This is a genomic window from Rhodanobacter ginsenosidimutans (assembly GCF_042655685.1).
In the GTDB taxonomy this organism is placed as follows: domain Bacteria; phylum Pseudomonadota; class Gammaproteobacteria; order Xanthomonadales; family Rhodanobacteraceae; genus Rhodanobacter; species Rhodanobacter ginsenosidimutans.
In genome coordinates this window covers 1,173,252-1,196,381 of record NZ_JBHSMM010000001.1, presented here as the reverse complement: position 1 = coordinate 1,196,381, position 23,130 = coordinate 1,173,252, and the positions used below count along the sequence as shown (strand labels likewise).

Genomic DNA, 23,130 nt, shown 5'->3' with positions numbered 1-23,130 from the left:
TGTCGTCCTCAATTGCTCTTGAGCTGCAGGGCGGGCGGCACCTGGCAGGCGCGCCAGGCGGGCAGCATGCCGGCGACCAGGGTGGAACCCAGCGCCAGTGCAAAGGTGACCAGCAACATGCTGCCGTCCAGATGCGCCAGCGCGGCATAACTGGACGGGCGCTGCCGCACCGCCCACAACCCCAGGCCCGCCAACAGCAGGCCGCCCACGCCACCGACGATGCCCACCACGCCCGACTCCACCAGCAACTGCGCGAACAGCGAACGTTTGGACGCCCCCAGCGCGCGACGCACGCCGAGGTCGGCGGCGCGACGCATGAACTTGGCCAGCATCAAGCCCATCGTGTTGACCAGGCACACCAGCAGGAAGCCGAACGCCAGCCCGGTCTGCAGGCGCACGTCGTCCGGCACCACTTTTTCGTGGGCCAGCCACTGCATCACGTTGCGCAGGCGCACGTTCGGCGGCCTCACGAAGCGTCCCAGCGCTTTCTGCTCCTGCGAGTAATGCACCAGGAACTGCTCGTAGGCGGCAACCTTCACCGCGCTGTCCAGCTGCGCCCAGAACTGCAACCACACGCAGCTTTCGCCGGGGTAGATCCGGCCCACACCACCGGCGCCCTTGCCCCAGCAGTCGTTGGAACCGTGGCGCTCCAGCTTCAAACCCATGGCCGTCTGCAACGGCACGAACACCTGCTCGGTACGGCCGAACGAGCCGGTATTGAGATCGTAGAAATGCGGATTGGGCGCCCAGTCGTCGAGCACGCCCACGATGCGGAAACGGGTGTCGGCGATGCGCAGCGTGCGGCCCACGCTGTCGGCGCCACCGAAGAGGCGGCCGTTGAGCTCGCCATTGATCACCACGTCGCGTGCCCTGGTCTCGTCGTCGAAGGCATTCCAGCCGCGGCCGTAGCGAAACGGCGCGCCGAACATGGGAAAGAAATCGGCGGTAGTGAAACGCGCCTCCACGTAGAACGGATCGACCACCGCGGAATCGGACTGCACCGGCACGTAACCGCCGGTCATCAACGCCTGTCGATCCGCCCGTTTCGCATGCAGCAGGTTGAGCCCGTCGGCGAGGGTGACCTGCGTCGGCGGCTCCTTGCCGGGCATCTGGCCACTGTCGTCGCGCGGGTCGATCTGCGGGTAATACAGCGATCCGCTGCGCCCCGGCAGCGGATCGCCCGACAGCACGTGCAGTACCGTAAGCGTGGTCATCGACGCACCGATACCCAGCGCGATCGCCAGCACCATCAGCACGGTGAGCGCCTTGTTGCGCCTCAGGCTGCGCAGGGCCAGGTCGAGGTAGTAGCCGAACACCTTCGGTGTCTCCTTTGGAGATGGGAATGGGGAATGGGGAATCGGGAATGGGGAATGGGAAAAGCCAGAGCGTGCGGCTGTTGCTCTACCGATTCCCTATTCCCTATTCCCGATTCCCTGCTTGTTGATCACACCGCGCGCGTCGCCACCACCGGCGCCACGTTCGACGCGCGTCGCGCCGGCACAAACACCGCGGCCTGGCCAATCGCCAGCATTGCCAGCACGCCCGTGAGCACGTACAGGACAGGGATGCGGGTCATCTCGTAGTGGCTCATCAGCCACTGGTTGAGCCCCACCGCCAGCAGCACGCCGATCACCACGCCGGTGCCGGCGATCAGCAGGTTCTCGATCTGGAAGTAATGCAGGATGTCGATCTTGCGTGCGCCCAGCGCGCGCCGCACGCCGATCTGCCGGTGCCGCTGGCCGACCCAGAAACTGGTGAGCCCCACGATGCCGGCGGCGGTGACGCACAGCAGGATCAGGCACACCACGCCCATCAGGATCGCCATGCCAAGATCGGCGCGATAGGCCTTGTCGCGGATCTCGCCGAACGAGCGCACGCTGTCGTCGTCGAGCACACGCATCGGGTTGACCTTGTACAGCGCCGGCATCACCGCGCGCATCACCTCGTCCAGGCGGCCCGGCTTGGTGCGTACCGCGTAGCGGGCGAAGTTCGCGTTCAGGCGGGCGGGTATCAGGGTGGAGTTCCACGCCACCTCGTCGCCGCCGCCGGCATACGGCACCTGCATGCGCTCGACCACGCCGATCACGGTGACCGGCTTGTTGTTGCCGTTGAGGTAAACGGCCTTGCCCACGGCACCATCCGGGAACAATTTGTCGGCAAGCGCCTTGGTCAGGATCGCGATGTCCGGATCACGCTGGTCGCGGAATCCCTGGTGCACCACGTCGCCGGCATTGAACGCGCGCCCGGCGACCAGCCGCACGCCGAGCGTGGGCAAGACATGCTCGTCGCTGAAGTAATACGTGGTGCGGGTAACGCTTTTGCCGCGGAATTGCGTATCCCCTGGCTTGGTGGCGATGGCGCCGTTCCATGACGAGTCGAGCAGCGGCATCGAATTGATCGGCGCCACCGACACCACGTCGGGCATTTGGCGCAACGCCGCCAGATCCTCGAGCTGCATGGCATCGAGCTTGTCCACGCCACCGGGCACGTCTTCGCCCGGCGCACCCACCCATTGCTGGGTGACCAGGAACAGGTTGCTCTCGTCCAGCCCGGTCGGGCGGTTCACCCGTTCGATGCGCTGGCCGATGATGAACACCGCATTGCAGACGATCGCCAGGGTCAGCGCGATCTGCATGGCGATCAGCACGACGCCGGCCTTGTGCTTGCGCAATGCGGCGAGGATGGGATGCAAGGTCATCGGTCGATCCTCAATTGCTTTTCAGTTGCCACGCGGGCTGCACGCGCGACGCACGGAAGGTGGGGTAAAGCCCGGCCAGCAGGGTCGCCGATACGGCCACCAGCAGGGTGATCACCAGCAGCGAAAGGTCGAGCCTGGCCAGGTCGGAAATGCTCTTGGGCAACACCAGGCCCACGCTGGCCACGCCCACGCCGGTCAGCAGCAGACCCAGCACGCCGCCGGCCGCGCCGACCATGCCGGCCTCGGTGAGAAACTGCAGGTAGATCGCCTTGCGCGGCGCACCCAGCGCGCGGCGCACGCCGATCTCGCCGCTGCGGCGCAGGAACTTGGCCAGCAGCAGGCCCACGGTATTGACCAGGCACACCAGCAGCAGGCCCAGCGCCACCAGCAGCGACACCTTGGTATCGCGCGGCACCACTTGTTGTTGTTCCAGGTAATCCGGCAGGTTGCGCAGGCGGTTGTTGGGTGCCCAGCCGAAACGGCCTGCCTTCTGCTGGTTTTTCGCATAGGCGTCCAGGTACTGGCGATACGCGGTGACCGCCGCCGCATCGTCCAGCTCGGCCATGTAGGCGATCCACACGCATTCCGAATGCTGCAGTCCCACGAAGCCCGACTCCTTCGGCGTGGCGTTGCAGTTGGTGTTGCCGTTGTTGGGCAAGCCCACGGAGATCGCGCGCTCGAACGGCAGGAAGACGTCCTCGACGTTTTCGCTGAAGCCGCCCGTGTTCGTCACATCGTAGAAGCGCGGTTGCGGATTCCAGTGATCGAGCACGCCGACCACGCGGTAATCGCGGCCTTCGATGTTCACCGTACGGCCCACGCTGTCGACATTGCCGAACAGCTTCTCGTTGAGCTTGCTGCTGATCACCGCCACCGCGGCGCGCTGCGCATCGTCCTGCGCGCTCCAGCCGTTGCCGTAGAGGAACGGCACGTCCAGCATCGGGAAGAACTCGCTGTACACCGCATGGCCGGTGACGTTGAGCGGATGCTTGCCGGCCTGCGTGGGCACCACCGAGGGAGAGATCTGATACATCGCCGATTGCCGCTTGGCGCGGTGGTCGCGCATCAGCGTGGTGGCGTCCACATAGCTCATGGCGCTGGGTGGCTCGCCATCGGTGTCGCGATCCTTCGGACCCCAGTTGTCGACCTGGGGCACGAACAACTGTGCCGACTTCCACGGGATCGGGTCACCCGAAACCGCGCGAAACACCGAGTACGTCGTCATCGACGCGGCGACGCCGAAGCCGATCGCCAGCACCATCAACGCGGTGAGGCCGGGGCTTCGCCTGAGGCTGCGCAGGGCCAGTTCGAGGTAGTAGGCAAACATTCCATTCACTCCGTTGTTTGTCTCCTCCCCCTGCAAAGCAGGGGGAGGTTGGGAGGGGGTGCTCCTTGAGCTATCCCGCGAAAAGCAAAAGCACCCCACCCCAGCCCTCCCCTGCATGCAGGGGAGGGAGTAGAAACTCACACACTCCGCGTTGCCTCCACCGGCGATACGTGCGAAGCACGCAACGCCGGCGCCAGCACCGCACCTTGGCCGAGCACCAACAACGCCACCACGCCGGCCGCCACGTAAGCCAGCGACAGCCGCGCCATTTCGAACTGGCTGACCATCCACACGTTGATACCGATCGCCAGCACCGCGCCGACCATCACCCCGCCGATGCCGATCAACAAGTTTTCAGTAAGGAAATAGTTGAGGATGTCGCGGCGCGTGGCGCCCAGCGCGCGGCGCACGCCGATCTGCTTGCGCCGCTGGCCGACCCAGAAACTGGTGAGGCCCACGATGCCCGCGGCGGTGATCGCCAGCAGCACCGCGCTGATGATGGCCATCAGGATCGCCATGCCGCGGTCGGGCCCGTAGGCGCGTTGGCGCACCTGGGCGAAGGTCATCACGCCGTCCTCGGGGTCGATGATGCGCATGCGGCTTTGCGCGAACAGCGCCTTGGGCGCATCTCGCATCGCGGCATCGAGCTGGCCCGGTCGCGCACGCACCAGATAGTAGGTGTAGTCGTTCAACAGCCGCGCCGGCACCAGCACCGCGTTGTACGCATAGGGGCCGGCCCAGCTGCCGGTCATGTGCGCCTGCAGCGTGTCGGTGATGCCGATGACGGTGGATGGCGTGCGCCCCATCGTCACATAGATGGTCTTGCCCAGCGCGGAGCCATCGGGGTAGAGCCGGTGCGCCAGGTCCTTGCTGATGATCACCTGCGCCGCATGCATCGCATCGCGCGGCTGCTGCGCGCCTACCTCGCTGGCGGTGAAATTGCGCCCCGCGATCAGGCGTGTACCCAGCGCGGCCAGGGCGTGTTCATCGGAGAAAAATATTGCCGCGTCGGTGGTCATCTTCACCTGGTCGGGCTGCAGCTTGATGAAGTTGTCCCAGCCGCTGCCAAGCAGCGGAAAGCTGTTGATCGGCGCGGCATCCTGCACGCTGCCGAGCTGGTGCAGGGCGATCAGGTCGGCGCGCATCTGCGCGTCGATGCGCTGCGGGTCGGACTTGTCGGCCCAGTCGCTGCGGATCACGAACAGGTTGGTTTCATCCAGGCCGCTGGGGCGCGCCATGCGTTCGATGCGCTGCTGGATGATGAACAGCGCGTTGCACACGATCGCCAGGGTCAGCGCGATCTGCAGCGCGATCAGCACAGTGCCGGCTTTGTGGTGGCGCATTGCCGCGAGGATGGGTTTGATCTGCATGACTGGAGCCTGCCCCATGCCTTCAGTTGGATTTCAGCTGCCACGCCGGCTGCACTCTCGCGGCGCGCCAGGTGGGATAGAAGGCCGCCAGCACGGTCGCCACGACCGCCACTAGCAAGGTCATCGCCACCAGCGACGCGTCGAGATGCGCCAGCCGGGCGATCTGCGGCTCGAACAGCAAACCCACGCCGAACATGCCCAGCGCCGTCAGCAGCAGGCCGAGCACGCCGCCGGCCAGGCCCACGGTGGCTGCCTCGGTCAGAAACTGGCGGTAGATCTCGCCGCGCGGTGCGCCGAGTGCGCGGCGCACGCCGATCTCCGCCGCACGGCGCATGAACTTGGCCAGCAGCAGGCCGATGGTGTTGACCAGGCAGATCACGAAGAAGCCCAGCGCCACCATCAGCGAGATGCGACTCTCCGGCGGCACCACCTGCTTGTAGTCGAGCCAGTTGTTGACGTCGCGCAGGCGCACATTCGGCGCCCAATGGAAGCGACCGGCACGCTGCTGCTCGGCGGCGTAGTGGGTGAGGAAATCGCGATAGGCGTTCGCAGCCGGCTGGTCGGCCAGCTCCGCCCACATCGGCACCCACACGCACTCGCCGTGCAACCAGGCATCGCGGCCGCTACCGAAATCCGCGTTGCTCCCGCAGTTGTTGCGCCCCGCGGTGTCCATCTCCACGTCGACCGCGCGGGAGAACGGCAGATACACCTGCACTGGGTCGCCGAAGGCGTTGCCGCTGAACAAGTCGTAGAAACGTGGCTTTGGATCCCAGTGCGCCGTCACCCCGACGATGCGGTAACTGTGCCGATCCATGGTGATTTCGCGGCCCACGCTATCGGCGCCGTTGAAAAGCTGCTGGTTGAGCGCGTGGCTGATCACCGCCACCGCCGCGCGGCCCTCGTCGTCGCTGGCGCGCCAGGCGCCACCAAACTCGAACGGCACCTCGAACATGCCGAAGAAGTCCGTGTTGGTGGCGTAACCGTGAGCGATGAAAGGCAGGCTCTGGTTGCCTTCCGGCAGCACCGACGGCGCCACCTCGAACAACAGCGTCTGGTGCGCGGCCTTGCGCGCGGCGACCAGCGCGGTAGCGTCGGTATAGGTAAGCGCCTCCGGCGGCTCACCCTTGTCGTTGTATTGCGGACCGCGGTTGTCGACCAGAACCGTATAGAGCTGGCCGGATTTGCCGGGTATCGGATCGCCCGACACCGCCCGAAACACCGACCAGGTGATCATCGACGCGGCCACGCCAAACCCGATCGCCATCACCATCAACGCCGTCAGAGCCGGGTTGCGGCGCAGGCTGCGAAGACCGAGTTGGAAGTAGTAGATGAACATGCGTGGGTTCCGGGAATGGGGAATCGGGAATGGGGAATCGGAAAGCGGCGGTCTCGCGAGCTTGCGCTCTCAACGATTCCCTATTCCCGATTCCCCATTCCCTGCTCTTCAGCCACGCACTTCGCCAGCGGCGACTTGCGCCGGGTGAAAGCGCGGGTCTTCCGACAACTCCACCACCTGGCCGTCGATGATGTGCACGTTGCGCTGGGCGCGGGCGGCCAGCTCGGGGTCATGCGTGACCATCACGATGGTGGCGCCTTCGCGGTGGATGTCTTCCAGCAACTCCAGCACGCTGCGCGCCATCTGCGTGTCCAGGTTGCCGGTGGGCTCATCCGCCAGCAGCAGGCGCGGCGAGCCGGCCAGGGCGCGGGCGATGGCCACGCGTTGCTGCTGGCCGCCGGAGAGTTCGGCCGGGTAGTGCTTGGCGCGCGAGGCCAGGCCCACGCGCTCCAGCGACTCCATGATCCGCTGCTTGCGCTCGGCCGCCTTCATGCCGCGGTAGCGCAGCGGCACCTCGATGTTGTCGAACACGTTGAGGTCGGGGATCAGGTTGAACGCCTGGAAGATGAAGCCGATCTTCTCGTTGCGGATCTTCGAGCGGGCGTTGTCGTTGAGGTTGCTCACCTCGATGCCATCGAGGTGGTACTCGCCACCGCTGAAGGTCTCCAGCAAACCGGCGATGGTGAGGAAGGTGGTCTTGCCCGAACCGGACGGACCGGTAACGGCCACGAACTCGCCTTCCTTCACGTCGATGTTGAAATCGCGCAGCGCGTAGGTCTCCACCACTTCGGTGCGGTAGACCTTGGACAGGTGGGTCATTTTCAGCATGGTTGCGTCCCTTGGTGGTGGTGATCTTGAAGCCCCTCTCCCCGTGGGAGAGGGGTTGGGGAGAGGGTTCGGGGCTTGCGGGGATTCCGCGCAAGGCACCGCACCCTCATCCGCCCTGCGGGCAAATCGTCAGTTACTGATCGCGACCGTCGTCGCGCCCTTGAAGCTGTCGGTACCGGAAATCACGATGCGGTCGCCTTCCTTCAGGCCTTCGAGGATTTCCACTTTGTCGATGCTGGAGGCGCCCACGCGGATGGGAGTCTTGGTGGCGATGTCGTCGCGCACCAGATAGGCGTAGCTGCCGCCGGATTCGTCCACGAACGAGCCGCGCTGCACGGTCAGCACGTTGTCGCGCTTGTCCAGCAGCACGCGCACGGACAGGCGCTGGTTCTGCCGCAACTGTTTGGGCGTGTCGCCGGCGAAGCGCAGCCGCGCGGCCACCTGGCCGTTGACCACCTCGGGCGAGATCGCGCTGACCAAACCTTTCCAGGTATGGCCATTGCCGCTGATCTCGCCGGCCATGCCGATGCCCAGATCGCGGGCGAAGCTTTCCGGCACCTGCATTTCCACCTGCAGCGCGGACAGGTCGATGACGCTGAGCAGTTGCGCATCCTTGGCCACGGTGGCGCGCTCGGCGATAAACAGCTGGCCGACCTGCCCGTCCACCGGCGATTTCACGTTGAGGTCGTCGACCTGGCGCTGCAGATCCTTCACCAGCAGCAACTGGCGTTCGTGCGCCAGCTTCTTCGACTGGATGTCGAAGTTGAGGCTGGCGTTGTCCATGCCCAGGTCGGCCTGGGCGTGCTGCAGGGTGATCTGCGCCTTGTGCAGGGCGTCCTTGGCACGGTCCACGTCCATGCCGGGCACGGCGCCCTTGCCGAACGCCTTCTGGTTGCGATCGAGATCGCGCGCGGCGGCCTGCTCGTCGATCTTGGCGTTGTCGTACGCCTTCTGCAGTTCGCCGCGCTGCTTGCGCGCATCGATCTGGGCGCGCTGGTAATCCACCTCCATCGCGTCGGCGTTGCTCTGTTCCTGCGCCAGCTTGTTGGTCAGCTCGGGGCTCACGATGGTGGCCAGCACCTGACCCTGCTTCACCGTGTCGCCCGCGTGCACCTTCAAGGTCACCGCGCCGCCCGACGTGGCATACAGCGTTGGGCTGACCGCCGCCACCACCTTGCCCTCGGCCGCGATGTCGCGCACGAACGGCCCACGCTCCACCGTGGCGAACGACAACCGCGAACTGCTGACCGACGCGGACGCGGAAAACATGCGCCCGATCCCCGGCGCCAACCACACCAGCAAGGCCAGCACGGCCACGCCAACGCCCGCCAGAATCACCCGTCGCCGACGGTTGGGTTTGACCTCGACCATGCGGTCTTGCGCGGAGGTATCACGAATCATCTTGCCCTTCCCGACCGCGGACAGCGCGGTTGCGAAGGGATGATTGCAAACGCTGTGCCAGCAGTACCCGGTACTGATTTGGCTTACCAATCAGTCAGTTAGGTCACAGCTGCGGAAAGACTCCAGTGTCCGCGGACAATAGGGCGGACAGGCGGACAGCCAAGGCGCCCTCATCCGCCTTCGGCCCCTTCTCCCGCGAAGCGGGAGAAGGAAACGGCAAAAGCTCGCGGCGCAAGCCCGCGACGCGGTAGGGCGGGATGCCCCCTTCTCCCGCTTGCGGGAGAAGGTGCCGAAGGCGGATGAGGGCGCTCTTCTAAACCCTCGCCACCCGCTACAGCGGTAACGCCTCGGCCAGCGCCACCTGTGCGGCCAGCCGCTGCCCCACCAGCGACACGACGGGCGCGGGGCAGGCATCGAACACCTTGAAACACGCCTGCGGCCACCAGCGAAAACCGCACAGCCGGGCGCTGGCCGGTCGAAATCGGCGCGACGCACGCCACGACGCGGCCGCAGGCACGCCCTCGCCCGCCGCCAGCAACCGGTCCCAGGCGAGATAGTCGGTATCCGGCAACAGATGCAACCGAGCCTGGGTCGCGCCGCGCACATCCACGCATTCGATCCATTCGCGCGGGCCTTCCGTGGTCACTTCGCCAACTTCCGCCAGCCAGTGCGTGCGCAACAACGGTTGCAGATCAGCCGAACCCAGCAGCCAGCCAGGCGGTGACCGGGTGTCGGCGCACTCGCCCGGCAGGTACAACACGCAGCCGAGGGCCGGCAGCCGGTGCATCAACTCCAGCGGCGTGAGCCGCCGCCAGCGCCGGGTGACGTGGGTGGGTGCGGGGTGATAGCCCAGACATTGCAAGATGGAAAATGGACGGCCAAACATGGATCACCTCGACGGTGGCCCGGCTGGCGCATGCGCACTGGCTGAGGCGTGGAAACTGGGGGTGGCGCGAGCTACTTGGTGAGGATCAACTTGTCGTTGCGCGTGAGGCGCAAGTGGTATTCGTTGCCCTGGTGCTGGATCACCAGCTCACGCGCGCCATCGAGCAGCGCGAGGCTGTTGACGCGGCGCACCGCACTGGTGGTCATCGACAGCGGGCGTCGACGTGATTCGCCGATGGAAACGACGGGGGACGACAACAACTGGGAGGAAGGCGACATCGGGAGCTCCAGCGCGGCGACGGTTTAAAGATGATAATGATTCTCATTAACCTGTCAACCGTACCGCAGCGAAGCCCGCGGAAATCCCGCTCAGCCCGCCATCGCCTGCTCGATCCGCTGTGCCACGGCTGCATCCAGCCGCGGCAGCACGTCCATCGCGCCCAGGTTGTGCTCCAGTTGCTCCAGCCGGCTAGCGCCCAGCATCACGGTGGACACGTGCGGGTTCAGCAGGCACCACGCCAGCGCCAGTTGCACCTGGCTCACGCCCAGGTCGTCGGCGATCGTCTTCAGCGCGCGCACCTTGCCGATGCGCTTGTCCAGGCCATCGCCCAGCAGGCTGTCGCGCAGCCATTCGTAACCTTCCTGTGCCAGCCGCGAATCCGGCGGCACGCCGTTGTTGTACTTGCCGCTGAGCAGGCCGGACGCCAGCGGCGACCAGATGGTGGTGCCCATGCCGTAAGCCTCGTACAGCGGCGCGTATTCCACCTCCACCCGCTGGCGATGCAGCAGGTTGTATTCGGGCTGCTCCATCACCGGCGCGTACATGTGGTTTTCGCGAGCCACGCGATGCGCCGCGTGGATTTCCTCGGCCGACCATTCGCTGGTGCCCCAGTACAGCACCTTGCCCTGGCGGATCAGCGTATCCATCGCCGCCACGGTTTCCTCCATCGGCGTTTCCGGATCGGCGCGATGGCAGAAATACAGGTCCAGGTAATCCACCCGCAACCGCTGCATTGCCTGGTGGCAGGCTTCGATCACGTGCTTGCGCGACAGCCCGCGCTGGGTCGGCAGCGGGTTCGCGGCCGAGCCGAAAAACACCTTGCTGGAGACACAGTAGCTGTCGCGCGGAAAACGCAGGTCGGCCAGCACGTCGCCCATCACTTCCTCTGCCACGCCGTGGTTGTAGATCTCGGCGTTGTCGAAAAAATTCACCCCGCGCGCGTGCGCCAGCGCCAGCAACTCGCGCGCCTGCGTGCGGTCCACCTGCTTCCCGAACGTCACCCACGCGCCAAACGACAATGCGGAAAGCTGCAGGCCGGATTTGCCAAGGCGACGGTATTGCATGGGCGTTTCTCCATGGGTCGGGTGAGTTAGCGCGCCGCAGCTAGCTGCGGCGACGAACTGCCGACATTACCTCAGCTGACCTCAGCGCCGCGAGAAAGTGGGAAAAGCGCAGGGTGCGTTCCCCGCGCCTTCAGGTCGACGGTCGCTTGTACGTGGTCACCTGCGTCCACAGCGCCCGCGTCAGGGCAAGCACCTCCTCGCGGCTCAGCTCGGTTTCGGCGCCGATGAACACCTCCATCATCACGCCACGCTCAGCCACCACCACCTGCCGAAGGGATTGGGACGGATCGCTGCCGAAACCCAGCGCCACTTCGGCCAAGTCGCCCAATGCAGGCGACCCCGCGTTGCCGTAAGTCTGCGCGGCCTCGGCCAGGATCAGGCGCACGGATTGATCAAACTGGCGCGAACCGCCCGCCGCGGCACGCGTGAGAAGCCCGACCTGGATGCGCCCGCCGCTACCGTCGCCGTCGTCGACATGGAACTCGCAGGTACCCGGTCCGCGCTCGGTGATCGGCACGCCATGCAGCGCTGAAGTCGCCGCCTCCAGCATCAGCGCGCAAACGTCGACGGTCTTCTCCGACGCCACCCGATGATTGCAGCCGGCCAGCAGCAACAGCGGGAGAACCATCAGTACGTGGCGTGACCGATGAAAGGCCCGAGACCACGCCTTCCCCGCCCGCACGGAAACCGGGCCCGGAAAGAATCCGCCCCCATGAGTGTCTGCAGCATGCATCGGTCTATCCCCTGTCGATGATCAAGCGGCTCAAGCGTCTTGCGGACCATACGCGACAACCGGGGGCGCCGGAATGTGCATGCCCCTCCCCCAGCAACGCCCGCACCCGCACAACCGCTAGATATTGGTCCCGTCGGACGGCGCCTCGCTGCCCAGAGGCGATGCCCCGGGCAAACCCGCCGCGGCAGGCGGGCACGGCACGCCCACGCCAAACGACGTCATCGACAGCGAGCCATAGGCGTAACCATCCACCAGCACCTTCGGCGTGTCCCCGGTGGCCGCGCTGAACCCGGCGATGTACAGCAGCGGCAGGAAATGCTCCGGCGTGGGCGCCACGCGGCTGAAGTCGCGATGCGACACCAGTTGCGCCGCATCTGCGGGGCGGTCCGTCATCACGTCGATCGCCTCCTCGCTGAACGGCCGCACCCAGTCGAAACCCAGGTCGGGCGAGCGGCCGTCCATCGCGCGCAGGTTGTGCACCACGTTGCCGCTACCCATCAACAGCACGCCGCGCTGGCGCAGCGCCGCCAGCCGAATGCCCAGCTCCACGTGATAACGCGCGGGTTCGGCGGCGTTGATCGACAACTGCACCACCGGCACGTCGGCATCCGGAAACGCATGCACCAGCACCGACCAGGTGCCGTGATCCAGCCCCCAGCTGTCCGCATCCGCGCCCACATAATCGGGCTTCGCCACCTCCGCCACTTCCTCGGCCAGCTCCGGCAACCCGGGCGCCGGGTAATCCACATCGAACAGCGCCTGCGGAAAGCCGTAGAAATCGTGGATCGTCTTCGGCCGCGCCATCGCCGTCACCGCCGTGGCATTGACATACCAATGCGCCGACACCATCAGGATCGCCCGCGGCTTCGGCACCGATGCGCCAAACGCACGCCATGCCTCCGTATAGCGGTTGCGCTCCAGCGCATTCATCGGACTGCCGTGGCCGATGAACGCGGCGGGCATGACGGGAGTGGGCATGGCTCATCCTCGGGCGGGTGACTGGAGATTACGCCACCCAGTCTGATTGGGCCGATGTGGTTTTCTGGCGAAGCTGGGGACCGCGCCGAATGGCACTTACCTAAGCGCAGGACCTTTTTTCTCGTCATTCCTGCGAAGGCAGGAATCCAGTGACTCGGGCCTTCCGCGAGCCGCCAAGGGAAACAAAAGGGGGGCATGTTCATTTACTGTTGAAAATGACAGCTAATAAATGAACCCGACCCCTTTTCCTTGACCCCTTTTCCTTGATGAGATGCTACGTATCACTTGGGCGATGGTCGTTGCCAAGCGGAATGCCAGCGAATCCACGTACGATCCAACCAATGGCCCAAACTAGCGCCCAGAAAACGCCAAGACCCACCGCGATGAAGCCTAATGAATGCAGCCAATTTTTCCAGTAACGTCCAGAGATCTCCTCGTCTACCCAGCTTGCGTCAGAAGCGGGGAACCTAAACCGGCTCTCCAGGTCGTGCTTGTAAACGCTAACTTCGTTGCTGTAGGTGGCAGCCCCCCAAAGCATGCCGGACTGGTCAATTTTGTAGGGGACCAATTGCTGGTGATCTTTGCCAAACGGCATAGTCAATAGACAGAGATTGATACCAACAGAATTACCATCTTGGCTCTTTTTAGGAAAGTAATCTCGCGCAGCCTCCATTGGACATGGATCATCCGTACGGATAAATGGCGCATCCGGACGAGAAACACTGTAATTCAAAGATAGGTAAGGCTTGTTTGTGCCCGCAACAATGAGAGCAGTAACAGTTGCTAGGAGCGCAAGCAATAAAGCAATTCTACGAGCCCCCTCAAATACATTGATTCGCATGGCTACCCCTAAGTTCACGTGCTGCCTAACGCTGGATTTTAGCGATGGATAAGCCGCCACCTCGAATGAGGTGTCAGGCCGCATTTTCGATCTTGACATTGACCAGCTGGATACAAGACGGCACTGCCACGTCGGGAATTGGGCGCGCTGCGAAAGCATTCTTGTACACCGTAACCGTAGCTCCTTCCTTTGTCTTTTGAAGATGACCGACACCGCTAAAGGAGGTATTGACACCCTCTCGCAATTTCGCGTTGCGACCGTAAAATAGCTCGCGCGCTTTGAGGCTCGTGGCGTCAATATGAAGCGTAAGCTCACCATACATTGCGTGCAGAAAATCGTGCGGCTCAGTGCCAAACAGTTGAAACGGGTCCACGGTGTTATAGATCAGAAGAATGGTTGGCATGCCATTACGCGCCGCAGCTTGAAGTTGGGCGCGGGCATCCGAGATCTGCTGCCGTACATGCCAACCGACGGTTCGCGAGCTAACCCCGCCTGGGTTAAACCCACGGAGACTTTCAATTTGTTTGATTTCTACGGCAACTGCAACCGAGCCAAAGTTAACGCTGTAATCCGGGGTCTTGACTGCACTTTCAGGAATACGGCACCAGTCCAAGTCGTGTCGGCGACAAAAGGCTTCGAAGATATCCTCGGATTCTGTCTTGTTCATTTCAAGATCATCTAGAGGTTGATAACGCGACCTAACGCTTAGTTGATTTAAAGACGCTCTGCGATACTGCAGCCTAACTCAACGGTTGACCTGTTCATTTCGGCGACATGCCTTGCTAGGCCAGATAGTTGCCCCAAATGGCGTAACCCGATCCTTCGCCTATCCCGATCTTGTCAACAAATGGCTTCTTGCGTATCGAATCCACCGTAAAGGTTGATCCGGTTTGTAGGCACGCTTTCGGCAGAAAGCGAATTCGACCACCGCTTACCCCAACCCCCACAACCCTACTACCAACGCCACCCCCGCAAACATCCCCGCAATCACATCATCAATCATCACCCCAAACCCGCCTTTGACCCGCCGATCTAGCCAACGAATCGGCCATGGCTTCCACACGTCGAACAGGCGGAACAGGGCGAAGGCGGCGAGGGGCATCCACCAGGCCAGGCCGGTGGGTGGCAGCAGGACCGCGATGCCCAGCGGCAGCAGGGCGATCCATTGGCCGATGAATTCGTCCCAGACCAGGCTGCGGTGGTCGTCCACGCCCAGCGCGCGGCCGGCGATGGTGCAGGCCCCTACGCCGATGGCGAAGCCGACGACCAGCACGGCAATGTAAAGCCACAACGGCAGCTGGCGCAGGGCCAGCCAGGGGATGAAGGCGGCGACCGAGCCGAAGGTGCCTTGGGCGATGGGTGCCAGGCCGGAGCCGAAGCCGCAGGCCAGCCAGCCGGCGGGAGTGGCTAGCAGGGCGCGGCGCTGGTCGCGGCTGAGGGTCTTTTTGGCGCTCATGCGAAATGCTCCCAGCCCTTCATGGTGACAGTGAGAGGGCTGCCATCGACGGCGCGCACGCGCACGTCGTGACCTTCGACGATGCGGCCGATGCGGGTCACGGGACAGCCGGTTTCGGCCAGCGCCGCCAGTGCGGCCGCCAGCCGCTGCGGCGGCACGGTGAAGCAGAGTTCGTAGTTGTCGCCGCCGCTCAGCGCCAGTTGTATGGATTCGTCTTCGCCATGCAGTTCACGCAGCGCGGGCGAGCGCGGCAGTTGTGCCGCCTCCAGTTCCGCGCCCACGCCGCTGGCGCTGCAGATATGGCCCAGGTCGGCCAGCAAGCCGTCGGAAATATCCACGCAGGCGGTGGCCAGCCCGCGCAGGGCGATACCGGCGGCCACGCGCGGCTCGGGGCGGGTCAAGCGTTCGGTCAGGGATTGGCGGAGAGTGGCCTGGTGCGCGTCGTCTTGCGGCGGTTCGCGCAAGGCGTACAAGCCCGCCAGCGCATCGCCCAGCGTGCCGGTGACCAGCACCTCATCACCCACCTGCGCGCCGGCGCGGGTCAGCGCCTGGCCCGGCGGCACGAAACCATGCACGGCTACGCTGATGCAAAGCGGCCCACCGGTGGTATCACCGCCAACCAGGGCCAGCCGGTGCGGCTGCGCCAGTTGTGCGAAGCCCTCGGCGAAACCATCCACGAAGGGCGCGTCGGCCTTGGGCAAGGTCAGCGCCAGCAGAGCCCAGGCGGGCGTGGCGCCCATCGCGGCGAGGTCGGAAAGGTTCACCGCCAGCGCCTTCCAGCCAAGGTCGGCGGGCGCGGTGCCGGGCAGGAAATGCGTGCCTTCCACCATGGTGTCGATGGCCACCACCAACTCCTGCCCCGCCGGCACCGCCAGCACGGCGGCGTCGTCACCGATGCCCAGGCGCACGTCGTCGCGTGGCTGGGCGGTGAGTTCGCGGATGCGATCGATCAGCCGGAATTCCATCGAGGCCCTTTGTGTTTTTTGTAGGAGCGGCTTCAGCCGCGATGCTTTTTGGCCGGGAATCGGGAATCGGGAATCGGGAATCGGGAATCGCGAAAAGCGTCGCGGCTGAAGCCGCTCCTACAGGTGTTTTGCGGGTGGGGTCAGCCGCGCTTCTCGACCGCGCGCAGTTCGCTGGCGAGTTTGTCCAGCACGCCGTTGACGTAGCTGTGGCCGTGGTCGGCGCCGAAGCGCTTGGTGACTTCGATGGCTTCGTTGATCACCACGCGGTACGGCACGTCGGGGCGGAATTTCAGCTCGTAGGCGGCCAGGCGCAGCGCTGCGCGTTCGATCGGATCGATCTGGGCAACTTCGCGGTCGATATGCGGGCGCAGGCTTTCGTCGAGCGCGTCGACGTTGGTTTCCACGCCGTGCAGCAGGTCTTCGAAGTACTCCAGGTCGGCAATCTCCATGTCCTGCTCGTGGCGGAACTGGTCGATCACCGCGTTCATGTGGCTGCCGCTCAACTGCCACGCATACAGCGCCTGCAGCGCGCGGCGGCGGGCGCGCGAACGCGCCTGCATGTCGATGCCCTGGTTCATGCCAGCTTGCCGTAGAGGTTGACCATTTCCAGCGCGGCCATGGCGGCGTCGGCGCCCTTGTTGCCGGCCTTGGTGCCGGAGCGCTCGATCGCCTGCTCGATGCTGTCGGTGGTGAGCACGCCGAACGCCACCGGCACGCCGGACGCGTACGCCGCCTGCGCCAGGCCCTTGGCGCATTCGCCGGCCACGTAGTCGAAGTGCGGAGTGGAACCGCGGATCACCGCGCCCAGGGCGATCACCGCCGTGTACTTGCCGCTGTTGGCCAGCTTGTGCGCGGCCAGCGCGATCTCCCAGGCGCCGGGCACGCGGACCAGGTCGATCGCGTCGTCCGCCACGCCGTGGCGCACCAGCGCGTCACGCGCACCGGCCACCAGCGGTTCGACGACGAAGCCGTTGAAGCGGCCGGCGACGATGACAAAGCGGCCTTTGGGCGTGGCGAAATCGCCTTCGATGATCTTCATTGCGGATTCCTTGGGTGGGCACAGCCCATGCTGGCCGGTCATTTTACGGGTTTGGGGCTTCGCCTGCTCTCTTTGCTCCCTCCCCTGCTTGCAGGGGAGGGTTGGGGTGGGGTCGCTTTTGATCTTGGAAAGTCAAAAGCTAACCCCCTCCCAACCTCCCCCTGCAAGCAGGGGGAGGAGTAAAGAGCTTCAGGTCAGGTGGGGATAACCGCTGAAACTCAGGCTGGCCTCGCCGCCGCCCACGCGCAGCCGTGCCGGCGCGCCGAAGGGCAGCGTGAACTTGTCCGGTTCGTGGCCGGTGGGCAGGCCATCGATCACCGGGATGCCGCAGGCGGCGCGGATCTGCTCGAAGCTGTGCTGCAGGCCGTAGCCGTTGTCGTAGGCGCTGCCGCGGCACTGGCTGAAATCGCCCAGCAGCAGCGCGCGCTGGCGCCCCAACACACCGGACAGGTGCAGTTGGTACAGCAGCCGCTCGATCCGGAACGGCGGCTCGCCCACGTCCTCCACGAACAGGATGCCGCCCTCGATGGCGGGGAAATACGGCGTGCCGATCAGGCTGCACAGCACGGCCAGGTTACCGCCCCACAGCGGGCCTTCGACCTCAGCTTCCGTTGCGGCCCTGGTGCGCCATGCGACCTCGGTCGCCGGCGAGCGCGCTGTCTGCCAGAAGTGTTGCCAGGTGAAGTCGCTCAAGGCTTCCGCGCCGAAATCCGCGCCCAGCATCGGGCCGCTGAAGGTGCACAGCCCGCTTTTTGCATGCAATGCCAATTGCAGCGCGGTGAAATCGCTGTAGCCGACCAGCATGGTGTTGCTGCCGCTCAGCCGTTCGCGCAAGGCGTCGTAATGCAGATCGGCCAGCAACCGCGTGGCGCCGTAACCGCCGCGGATGGCCAGCGCGATGTCCGGCAGTGCATCCAGCGTGGCCAGCGCATTGATATCGGCCGCCCGCTGGGCGTCGCTGCCGGCGTAGCGCTGCTCGCTGCGGTCAAGCACGTCCAGCGCATCCACGACGCAACCGGCCTCGCGCAGCCGTTCCACGCCGCGCGTCATGGCGGCGCGATCGTGCGGATAGCCGGAAGGGGCGATCAGGCGGATGCGGGTTTCGGGCATGGGCTTGGGTTCGGTTGGCGACAGTCGATTATGCGGGGATGGGGTGGCGGTTGCAGGGCGGAGACGGGCGCGATGCGGTGATTTTCTGTAGGAGCGGCTTCAGCCGCGACGCTCTTGGCTTCACCGAATCCCGAATCCCGAATCCCGAATCCCGTAAAAGCGTCGCGGCTGAAGCCGCTCCTACACGGGCGGGTGCGAGTCAAACGTACTCGACCACCTCCAGATCGAAACCGCCCAGGCCCACCAGCTTGCGCGGGGTGCCGAGCACGCGCAGGCGGTGCACGCCCAGGTCGGACAGGATCTGCGCGCCAAGGCCCAGCTGGCGCCATTCCTGCTGGGTGTCGCGGCGGCGGTTTTCCGTTTGCGGCTGGCGTTGCAGCCCAGCCAGCAGGGCATCGGGGCTGTCGTCGCCCGACAGCACCAGCAGCACGCCGCGATCCTCGTCGGCAATGCGGCGCAGGGCTTCGGTCACGGTGATGCCAAGATCGTCGCGTTGCAGGTGCAGCACGTCGGACAAGGTGTTGCGCACATGCACGCGCGACAACACCGGCGCGCCGTCGTCCACCGTGCCGCGCACCAGGGCGAAGTGCAGGCCCTTGCGGATCACGTCGCGATACGCGACCAGCCGGAACGCGCCGAACTCGGTCTGCACGTCTTCCTCGTGCACGCGCTGCACGGTCTTCTCGGTTTCCAGCCGGTGGCGGATCAGGTCGGCAATGGAGCCGATCTTCAACCCGTGCTTGCGCGCGAAAACCTCCAGCTCCGGTCGGCGCGCCATCGAGCCGTCCTCATGCAGGATCTCGATCAGCACCGCCACCGGCTCCAGCCCCGCCAGCGCGGCCAGATCGCAGCCGGCCTCGGTGTGGCCGGCGCGGCTCAGCACACCGCCGGGCTGGGCGGTGAGCGGGAAGATGTGGCCAGGTTGGGTGAGGTCCTGCGGCTTCGCGTCCGCCTGCGCGGCCACCTGGATGGTGCGCGCGCGGTCGTGCGCCGAGATGCCGGTGGTGACGCCTTCGGCCGCCTCGATCGAGACGGTGAAGTTGGTGTGGTAGGCCGAGGTGTTGTCGCTGACCATCGGCTTCAGGCCCAACTGGCGCGTGCGCTGCTCGGTGAGCGTGACGCAGACCAGGCCGCGCGCCTCGCGCACCATGAAGTTGATGTCTTCGGGGCGCACTTTCTCGGCGGCCATGATCAGGTCGCCCTCGTTCTCGCGGTCTTCGTCGTCGACGATGACGACCATGCGGCCGGCGCGGATGTCTTCGAGGATTTCGGGGATGGTGTTGAAGGGCATGGGTGTATCCGTTTTGGCGGTTCCCTTCTCCCGATGGGAGAAGGTGCCCCGAAGGGGCGGATGAGGGTTCGGGCGGAGCGAAAGCGCTGCGCTCCGCCCGAACCCTCACCCCAACCCCTCTCCCAGGGGGAGAGGGGCTTCAGGATCAGGCGAAACCGTTCTGCTTCAAAAACGCCTCATCCAGCTTCGGCGCCTCGCCGCTGGACAGCAGCCGTTCGATGTAGCGCGCCACCACATCCACCTCGATGTTCACCGCATCGCCCACGCGGCGGGCGTGGAAGGCGGTGTGCTCGACGGTGTGCGGGATCAGGTTGACGCCGAAGCGATGGCCCGACACTTCGTTGACGGTGAGGCTGGTGCCGTCGATGCAGACCGAGCCCTTGGCGGCGATATAGCGCGACAGGCTGGCGGGCACTTCGAAGGTCCAGCGCTGCGAGCGGCCATCGGGCGTGACCGACACCACCTTGCCCAGCCCGTCGACGTGGCCGGACACCATGTGGCCGCCCAAACGGTCGGCGAGGCGCAAGGCCTTTTCCAGGTTCACCGGATCGCCGGCTTTCAATTTTCCGAGAGAAGTCAGCGACAGCGTTTCGTTGGAGACGTCCGCCGCGAAACCGCGCGCTTCCAGCGTGACCGCCGTGAGGCAGACACCGGAGACGGCGATGGAATCGCCCAGTTGCACGTCGCGGAGATCGAGGTCGGCGGTATCGACATGAAGCCGCACGTCGCCGCCACGCGGTTCGAGCCGCGCGATGCGGCCCACGCATTGGATGATGCCGGTAAACATCAGCGCACCTCCGGCGGGAGGGCGAGGCGATGCCGTGACTGAACGATTTTCATGAAACGTTTCCCGCGTCGAAAAAAGCGAAAAACGCCTCAAGGCATGAGGCCTGACGCACGCCGCGAAGCGTGTGCCGTGCCGTCTTCTCTTTATCCGGACTTTGAGGATGCGGTTGCCCGCATCCAACCGTCGGCTCCGGAGTCTGACCGGATCTGCTGACCTTCCAGTGGGACTGGAAGCGCTCGCGGGCTCGCCTCGAAAGGCCTACCGCCGGTGGGGAATTTCGCCCCGCCCTGAAGACGTCGTACTGCCGGCCGAAGCCGGATGCGGCAGTCTAGCACCATCGCCGGCAGGCCCCTGCGCTTTCTGGCCTTCTGTGGGAGCGACTTCAGTCGCGATGCCTTTGTTTCAGCATCCCGAATAAGAGCATCGCGACTGAAGTCGCTCCTACAGAAGGCGGCGCGTGCTGCGCTACAGCCCGATCTGCTGCCCCGTGGCGCGCCGGTAATCGCGCAGCACCTGATCCATCACCCACGTGGTGCGCACGCCGCTGGCGGCAAGGTCCGGGCAGACGGCTGGTTGGCCGTGGAGCTCGGCCACCAGGGTTTCGATCAGCGGCTGCTGGATGGTGCGCGGGTTCTCGATGTGGAACTCGCGCACGCCGGCGGCATTCTCCAGCCGGATCGGACCGTCGCCGAAGGTGGCGAAGGAAAGCCGGCCCGCATCGCCCGTCACCTCGGTGAGGTCGTGCCGCTGCAGCGCGTCGAAATTCCACAAGCCGGTACCGACCATGCCGTTGCCGAACGCGAACGCCATCGCCACGCTGTCCTCAGCCGGATAGCTGCCGCGCTGGTTGCTGGCGTGGCCACTGACGCGGGTGATGGGGCCGAACAGCCAGTCCAGGATGTTCAGCGTGTGGCAACCGATGTCCACGAACAGTCCGCCGCCGGAAATCGCCGGGTTCACATGCCAGTGCGGCGACTGCGGACCGTCGTAGCGCGGGTTGTGCGAGGCGGTATGCACGCAATGCACCGAGCGCGGCGTGCCGATGGCGCGCTCGTCGAACAGCAACTCGCGCACCTTGTGGAAGCGCGGCAGCATGCGCCGGTAATAGGCCACGAACACCGGCACGTTGGCGGCACGGCCGGCAGCCACGATGGCCTCGCACTCGGCCGTATCCATCGCGAAGGGCTTCTCCACGTAGACCGGCTTGCCCGCCGCGATGCTCATCAGCGCGTAGTGCTTGTGCGATGACGGCGGCGTGGCGACATAGACCGCATCCACGTCGGGATCGTCGACCAGCGCCTGGCCATCGTCATACCACTTCGCCACGCCATGGCGCTGCGCGTAATCGCGCGCCTTGTCGCCGTCGCGGCGCATCACCGCCACCAGCGCGGACCCTTCCACCTTCTGGAAGGCCGGACCGCTTTTCACTTCGGTCACATCGCCGCAACCGATGATGCCCCAGCGGATGGTTTTCGGGTTGGCACCACTCATGGCGATGGGCTCCTTGTGCGACGAACGGCGGCGGGACTTCGGTGGCTCACGCGGGGCGCAGGCGCAAACGGATGTCGGGGCCGAGCATGCGCTGGTCCAGCAACTGCAGCGACCAGCGGGAGGCCATGTCGGTCAGGCCTGGAAGGTTCATCAGGGGTGCGGCTTCGCTGCCCAGCAGCACCGGCGCGATGTACAACAACAGCTCGTCCACCAGGCCCGCGGCGAACAACGCGCCGCACAGGGTGCGGCCGGCTTCGACGTGAACTTCGTTGCAACCGCGCGCCGCCAGCAGGGCCAGCACGGCATGCAGGTCGAGTGCGTCGCCCTGCTCCGGCACGCTGGCGTATTCGACATGCGCGGAACGCGTTGCAGCGGGCGTTGCGTTCGCCGCGTGCAGCAGCAGCGTGGGGGATGCGCCATCCAGCACATGGCTGCCGGCGGGGGTGCGCAGATGGCGGTCGAGGATCACGCGCAGGGGTTTGAAGCCCTCTCCCCCAAGCTCGCTTGGGGGAGAGGGTGGGGTGAGGGGGGCTCCGGCTTTCAGAGCGGCCCCCTCACCCCAACCCTCTCCCCCGGCAGCGCCGGGGGAGAGGGAGTTGGAGGCCCGCCGTACGGTGAGACGGGGGTTGTCCGCCAGCACGGTGCCGCTGCCACTGAGGATGGCCGAGCTGCGCGCGCGCCAATGCTGCACGTCGGCGCGGGCGGCTTCGCCGGTGATCCATTTGGAATCGCCGTTGGCCAGCGCAGTGCGGCCATCCAGGCTCATCGCCAGCTTCACCCGCACGAATGGACGTCCACGCTCGATGCGACTGAAAAAGCCGATGTTCAGTTCGCGCGCGGCATCGCGCATCAAGCCGGTTTCGACCGAGATGCCGGCGGCGCGCAGGCGCTCGATGCCGCGGCCGGCCACCTGATCGAATGGATCCTCCGCCGCCACCACAACCCGCCCGACTCCGGCTGCCACCAGCGCGTCGGCACATGGCGGCGTGCGGCCGTGGTGGGCACAAGGCTCCAGCGTTACGTAGGCGGTGGCACCGCGGGCGCGTTCGCCCGCGTCACGCAGCGCGAAGACCTCGGCGTGGGGTTCGCCGGCGCGCTGGTGGAAGCCGGTGCCAAGCACGGTTTCACCGTCCGCGATCACGCATCCCACGCGTGGGTTGGGCGCCGTGGTGTACAGGCCGCAGGCCGCGAGGCGCAGGGCGTGCGCCATGTGGGTGTGGTCGGTGGCGGAGAAAGAAATGGTCACGGCC

The 23,130-nt window shown here is 65.5% G+C and carries 23 protein-coding genes and 1 riboswitch; all 23 genes read right to left on the bottom strand.

Annotated features, from left to right (window positions below):
* Positions 1-8: 8 nt before the first annotated feature.
* On the bottom strand, positions 9-1,316 hold the full coding sequence (locus ACFPK0_RS05080; protein ID WP_377338865.1) for an ABC transporter permease: 1,308 nt from the start codon (positions 1,314-1,316) through the stop codon (positions 9-11).
* 128 nt (positions 1,317-1,444) lie between these two features.
* A complete protein-coding gene (locus ACFPK0_RS05075) occupies positions 1,445-2,698 on the bottom strand; it encodes an ABC transporter permease (protein WP_377338863.1) in 1,254 nt (417 codons plus the stop codon).
* 10 nt (positions 2,699-2,708) lie between these two features.
* On the bottom strand, positions 2,709-4,025 hold the full coding sequence (locus ACFPK0_RS05070; protein WP_377338861.1) for an ABC transporter permease: 1,317 nt from the start codon (positions 4,023-4,025) through the stop codon (positions 2,709-2,711).
* A gap of 137 nt (positions 4,026-4,162) precedes the next feature.
* Positions 4,163-5,395 carry an ABC transporter permease gene (locus ACFPK0_RS05065; RefSeq protein WP_377338858.1) on the bottom strand — a complete coding sequence of 411 codons (1,233 nt, stop codon included), beginning with the start codon at positions 5,393-5,395 and terminating at the stop codon, positions 4,163-4,165.
* Positions 5,396-5,417: 22 nt separating this feature from the next.
* Positions 5,418-6,731 carry an ABC transporter permease gene (locus ACFPK0_RS05060; protein WP_377338856.1) on the bottom strand — a complete coding sequence of 438 codons (1,314 nt, stop codon included), beginning with the start codon at positions 6,729-6,731 and terminating at the stop codon, positions 5,418-5,420.
* Between the two features lie 108 nt (positions 6,732-6,839).
* Positions 6,840-7,559, bottom strand: coding sequence for an ABC transporter ATP-binding protein (locus ACFPK0_RS05055; protein WP_056081199.1), 720 nt, complete (start codon positions 7,557-7,559; stop codon positions 6,840-6,842).
* Positions 7,560-7,688: 129 nt separating this feature from the next.
* Positions 7,689-8,960, bottom strand: a complete 1,272-nt coding sequence (locus ACFPK0_RS05050; protein ID WP_377338853.1) for an efflux RND transporter periplasmic adaptor subunit — start codon at positions 8,958-8,960, stop codon at positions 7,689-7,691.
* A 331-nt stretch (positions 8,961-9,291) separates the two neighbouring features.
* Positions 9,292-9,846 carry a hypothetical protein gene (locus tag ACFPK0_RS05045; RefSeq protein ID WP_377338851.1) on the bottom strand — a complete coding sequence of 185 codons (555 nt, stop codon included), beginning with the start codon at positions 9,844-9,846 and terminating at the stop codon, positions 9,292-9,294.
* Between the two features lie 71 nt (positions 9,847-9,917).
* A complete protein-coding gene (hemP, locus tag ACFPK0_RS05040; RefSeq protein ID WP_082520178.1) occupies positions 9,918-10,124 on the bottom strand; it encodes a hemin uptake protein HemP in 207 nt (68 codons plus the stop codon).
* Between the two features lie 90 nt (positions 10,125-10,214).
* Positions 10,215-11,189 carry a potassium channel beta subunit family protein gene (locus ACFPK0_RS05035; protein ID WP_056081208.1) on the bottom strand — a complete coding sequence of 325 codons (975 nt, stop codon included), beginning with the start codon at positions 11,187-11,189 and terminating at the stop codon, positions 10,215-10,217.
* 130 nt (positions 11,190-11,319) lie between these two features.
* Entirely contained in the window at positions 11,320-11,817 is a 498-nt protein-coding gene (locus tag ACFPK0_RS05030; protein ID WP_056081211.1) for a hypothetical protein, read from the bottom strand.
* Between the two features lie 222 nt (positions 11,818-12,039).
* The gene (gene ygiD, locus ACFPK0_RS05025; RefSeq protein WP_377338848.1) at positions 12,040-12,900 is read right to left on the bottom strand and encodes a 4,5-DOPA-extradiol-dioxygenase; all 861 of its coding nucleotides are present in this window, start codon (positions 12,898-12,900) and stop codon (positions 12,040-12,042) included.
* Positions 12,901-13,174: 274 nt separating this feature from the next.
* A complete protein-coding gene (locus ACFPK0_RS05020; RefSeq protein ID WP_377338846.1) occupies positions 13,175-13,741 on the bottom strand; it encodes a hypothetical protein in 567 nt (188 codons plus the stop codon).
* Positions 13,742-13,814: 73 nt separating this feature from the next.
* Entirely contained in the window at positions 13,815-14,408 is a 594-nt protein-coding gene (locus ACFPK0_RS05015; RefSeq protein ID WP_377338844.1) for a hypothetical protein, read from the bottom strand.
* Between the two features lie 264 nt (positions 14,409-14,672).
* The gene (locus ACFPK0_RS05010; RefSeq protein ID WP_377338840.1) at positions 14,673-15,197 is read right to left on the bottom strand and encodes a phosphatidylglycerophosphatase A family protein; all 525 of its coding nucleotides are present in this window, start codon (positions 15,195-15,197) and stop codon (positions 14,673-14,675) included.
* Positions 15,194-16,162 (bottom strand): thiamine-phosphate kinase, encoded by a 969-nt coding sequence (gene thiL, locus ACFPK0_RS05005; RefSeq protein WP_377338838.1) that lies wholly within the window; start codon positions 16,160-16,162, stop codon positions 15,194-15,196. The genes ACFPK0_RS05010 and thiL overlap by 4 nt, the downstream gene beginning before the upstream one ends.
* 140 nt (positions 16,163-16,302) lie before the next feature.
* Complete coding sequence (gene nusB, locus ACFPK0_RS05000; protein ID WP_056081220.1) at positions 16,303-16,740, bottom strand: transcription antitermination factor NusB; 438 nt, start codon at positions 16,738-16,740, stop codon at positions 16,303-16,305.
* Positions 16,737-17,201 (bottom strand): 6,7-dimethyl-8-ribityllumazine synthase, encoded by a 465-nt coding sequence (ribH, locus tag ACFPK0_RS04995; RefSeq protein ID WP_056605387.1) that lies wholly within the window; start codon positions 17,199-17,201, stop codon positions 16,737-16,739. Before ribH ends, nusB begins: the two co-directional genes overlap by 4 nt.
* Positions 17,202-17,390: 189 nt before the next feature.
* Complete coding sequence (gene ldcA, locus ACFPK0_RS04990; RefSeq protein WP_056081226.1) at positions 17,391-18,311, bottom strand: muramoyltetrapeptide carboxypeptidase; 921 nt, start codon at positions 18,309-18,311, stop codon at positions 17,391-17,393.
* A 199-nt stretch (positions 18,312-18,510) separates the two neighbouring features.
* Positions 18,511-19,602 (bottom strand): bifunctional 3,4-dihydroxy-2-butanone-4-phosphate synthase/GTP cyclohydrolase II, encoded by a 1,092-nt coding sequence (gene ribBA, locus ACFPK0_RS04985; RefSeq protein WP_377338834.1) that lies wholly within the window; start codon positions 19,600-19,602, stop codon positions 18,511-18,513.
* A 145-nt stretch (positions 19,603-19,747) separates the two neighbouring features.
* Positions 19,748-20,389 carry a riboflavin synthase gene (locus tag ACFPK0_RS04980; protein WP_056081231.1) on the bottom strand — a complete coding sequence of 214 codons (642 nt, stop codon included), beginning with the start codon at positions 20,387-20,389 and terminating at the stop codon, positions 19,748-19,750.
* Between the two features lie 130 nt (positions 20,390-20,519).
* Positions 20,520-20,688, bottom strand: a riboswitch (FMN riboswitch).
* A 166-nt stretch (positions 20,689-20,854) separates the two neighbouring features.
* Positions 20,855-21,880 (bottom strand): Gfo/Idh/MocA family protein, encoded by a 1,026-nt coding sequence (locus ACFPK0_RS04975; RefSeq protein WP_377338832.1) that lies wholly within the window; start codon positions 21,878-21,880, stop codon positions 20,855-20,857.
* A 46-nt stretch (positions 21,881-21,926) separates the two neighbouring features.
* On the bottom strand, positions 21,927-23,090 hold the full coding sequence (gene ribD, locus ACFPK0_RS04970; RefSeq protein WP_377340262.1) for a bifunctional diaminohydroxyphosphoribosylaminopyrimidine deaminase/5-amino-6-(5-phosphoribosylamino)uracil reductase RibD: 1,164 nt from the start codon (positions 23,088-23,090) through the stop codon (positions 21,927-21,929).
* Positions 23,091-23,130 lie beyond the last annotated feature (40 nt).

What these genes read in the sequence shown, in the direction of transcription:
- ACFPK0_RS05075 (WP_377338863.1), bottom strand. Translation starts at nt 2,698, where the DNA reads ATGACCTTGCATCCCATCCTCGCCGCATTGCGCAAGCACAAGGCCGGC.
- ACFPK0_RS05070 (WP_377338861.1), bottom strand. Translation starts at nt 4,025, where the DNA reads ATGTTTGCCTACTACCTCGAACTGGCCCTGCGCAGCCTCAGGCGAAGC.
- ACFPK0_RS05065 (WP_377338858.1), bottom strand. Translation starts at nt 5,395, where the DNA reads ATGCAGATCAAACCCATCCTCGCGGCAATGCGCCACCACAAAGCCGGC.
- ACFPK0_RS05060 (WP_377338856.1), bottom strand. Translation starts at nt 6,731, where the DNA reads ATGTTCATCTACTACTTCCAACTCGGTCTTCGCAGCCTGCGCCGCAAC.
- ACFPK0_RS05055 (WP_056081199.1), bottom strand. Translation starts at nt 7,559, where the DNA reads ATGCTGAAAATGACCCACCTGTCCAAGGTCTACCGCACCGAAGTGGTG.
- ACFPK0_RS05050 (WP_377338853.1), bottom strand. Translation starts at nt 8,960, where the DNA reads ATGATTCGTGATACCTCCGCGCAAGACCGCATGGTCGAGGTCAAACCC.
- ACFPK0_RS05045 (WP_377338851.1), bottom strand. Translation starts at nt 9,846, where the DNA reads ATGTTTGGCCGTCCATTTTCCATCTTGCAATGTCTGGGCTATCACCCC.
- hemP (WP_082520178.1), bottom strand. Translation starts at nt 10,124, where the DNA reads ATGTCGCCTTCCTCCCAGTTGTTGTCGTCCCCCGTCGTTTCCATCGGC.
- ACFPK0_RS05035 (WP_056081208.1), bottom strand. Translation starts at nt 11,189, where the DNA reads ATGCAATACCGTCGCCTTGGCAAATCCGGCCTGCAGCTTTCCGCATTG.
- ACFPK0_RS05030 (WP_056081211.1), bottom strand. Translation starts at nt 11,817, where the DNA reads ATGGTTCTCCCGCTGTTGCTGCTGGCCGGCTGCAATCATCGGGTGGCG.
- ygiD (WP_377338848.1), bottom strand. Translation starts at nt 12,900, where the DNA reads ATGCCCACTCCCGTCATGCCCGCCGCGTTCATCGGCCACGGCAGTCCG.
- ACFPK0_RS05020 (WP_377338846.1), bottom strand. Translation starts at nt 13,741, where the DNA reads ATGCGAATCAATGTATTTGAGGGGGCTCGTAGAATTGCTTTATTGCTT.
- ACFPK0_RS05015 (WP_377338844.1), bottom strand. Translation starts at nt 14,408, where the DNA reads ATGAACAAGACAGAATCCGAGGATATCTTCGAAGCCTTTTGTCGCCGA.
- ACFPK0_RS05010 (WP_377338840.1), bottom strand. Translation starts at nt 15,197, where the DNA reads ATGAGCGCCAAAAAGACCCTCAGCCGCGACCAGCGCCGCGCCCTGCTA.
- thiL (WP_377338838.1), bottom strand. Translation starts at nt 16,162, where the DNA reads ATGGAATTCCGGCTGATCGATCGCATCCGCGAACTCACCGCCCAGCCA.
- nusB (WP_056081220.1), bottom strand. Translation starts at nt 16,740, where the DNA reads ATGAACCAGGGCATCGACATGCAGGCGCGTTCGCGCGCCCGCCGCCGC.
- ribH (WP_056605387.1), bottom strand. Translation starts at nt 17,201, where the DNA reads ATGAAGATCATCGAAGGCGATTTCGCCACGCCCAAAGGCCGCTTTGTC.
- ldcA (WP_056081226.1), bottom strand. Translation starts at nt 18,311, where the DNA reads ATGCCCGAAACCCGCATCCGCCTGATCGCCCCTTCCGGCTATCCGCAC.
- ribBA (WP_377338834.1), bottom strand. Translation starts at nt 19,602, where the DNA reads ATGCCCTTCAACACCATCCCCGAAATCCTCGAAGACATCCGCGCCGGC.
- ACFPK0_RS04980 (WP_056081231.1), bottom strand. Translation starts at nt 20,389, where the DNA reads ATGTTTACCGGCATCATCCAATGCGTGGGCCGCATCGCGCGGCTCGAA.
- ACFPK0_RS04975 (WP_377338832.1), bottom strand. Translation starts at nt 21,880, where the DNA reads ATGAGTGGTGCCAACCCGAAAACCATCCGCTGGGGCATCATCGGTTGC.
- ribD (WP_377340262.1), bottom strand. Translation starts at nt 23,090, where the DNA reads ATGGCGCACGCCCTGCGCCTCGCGGCCTGCGGCCTGTACACCACGGCG.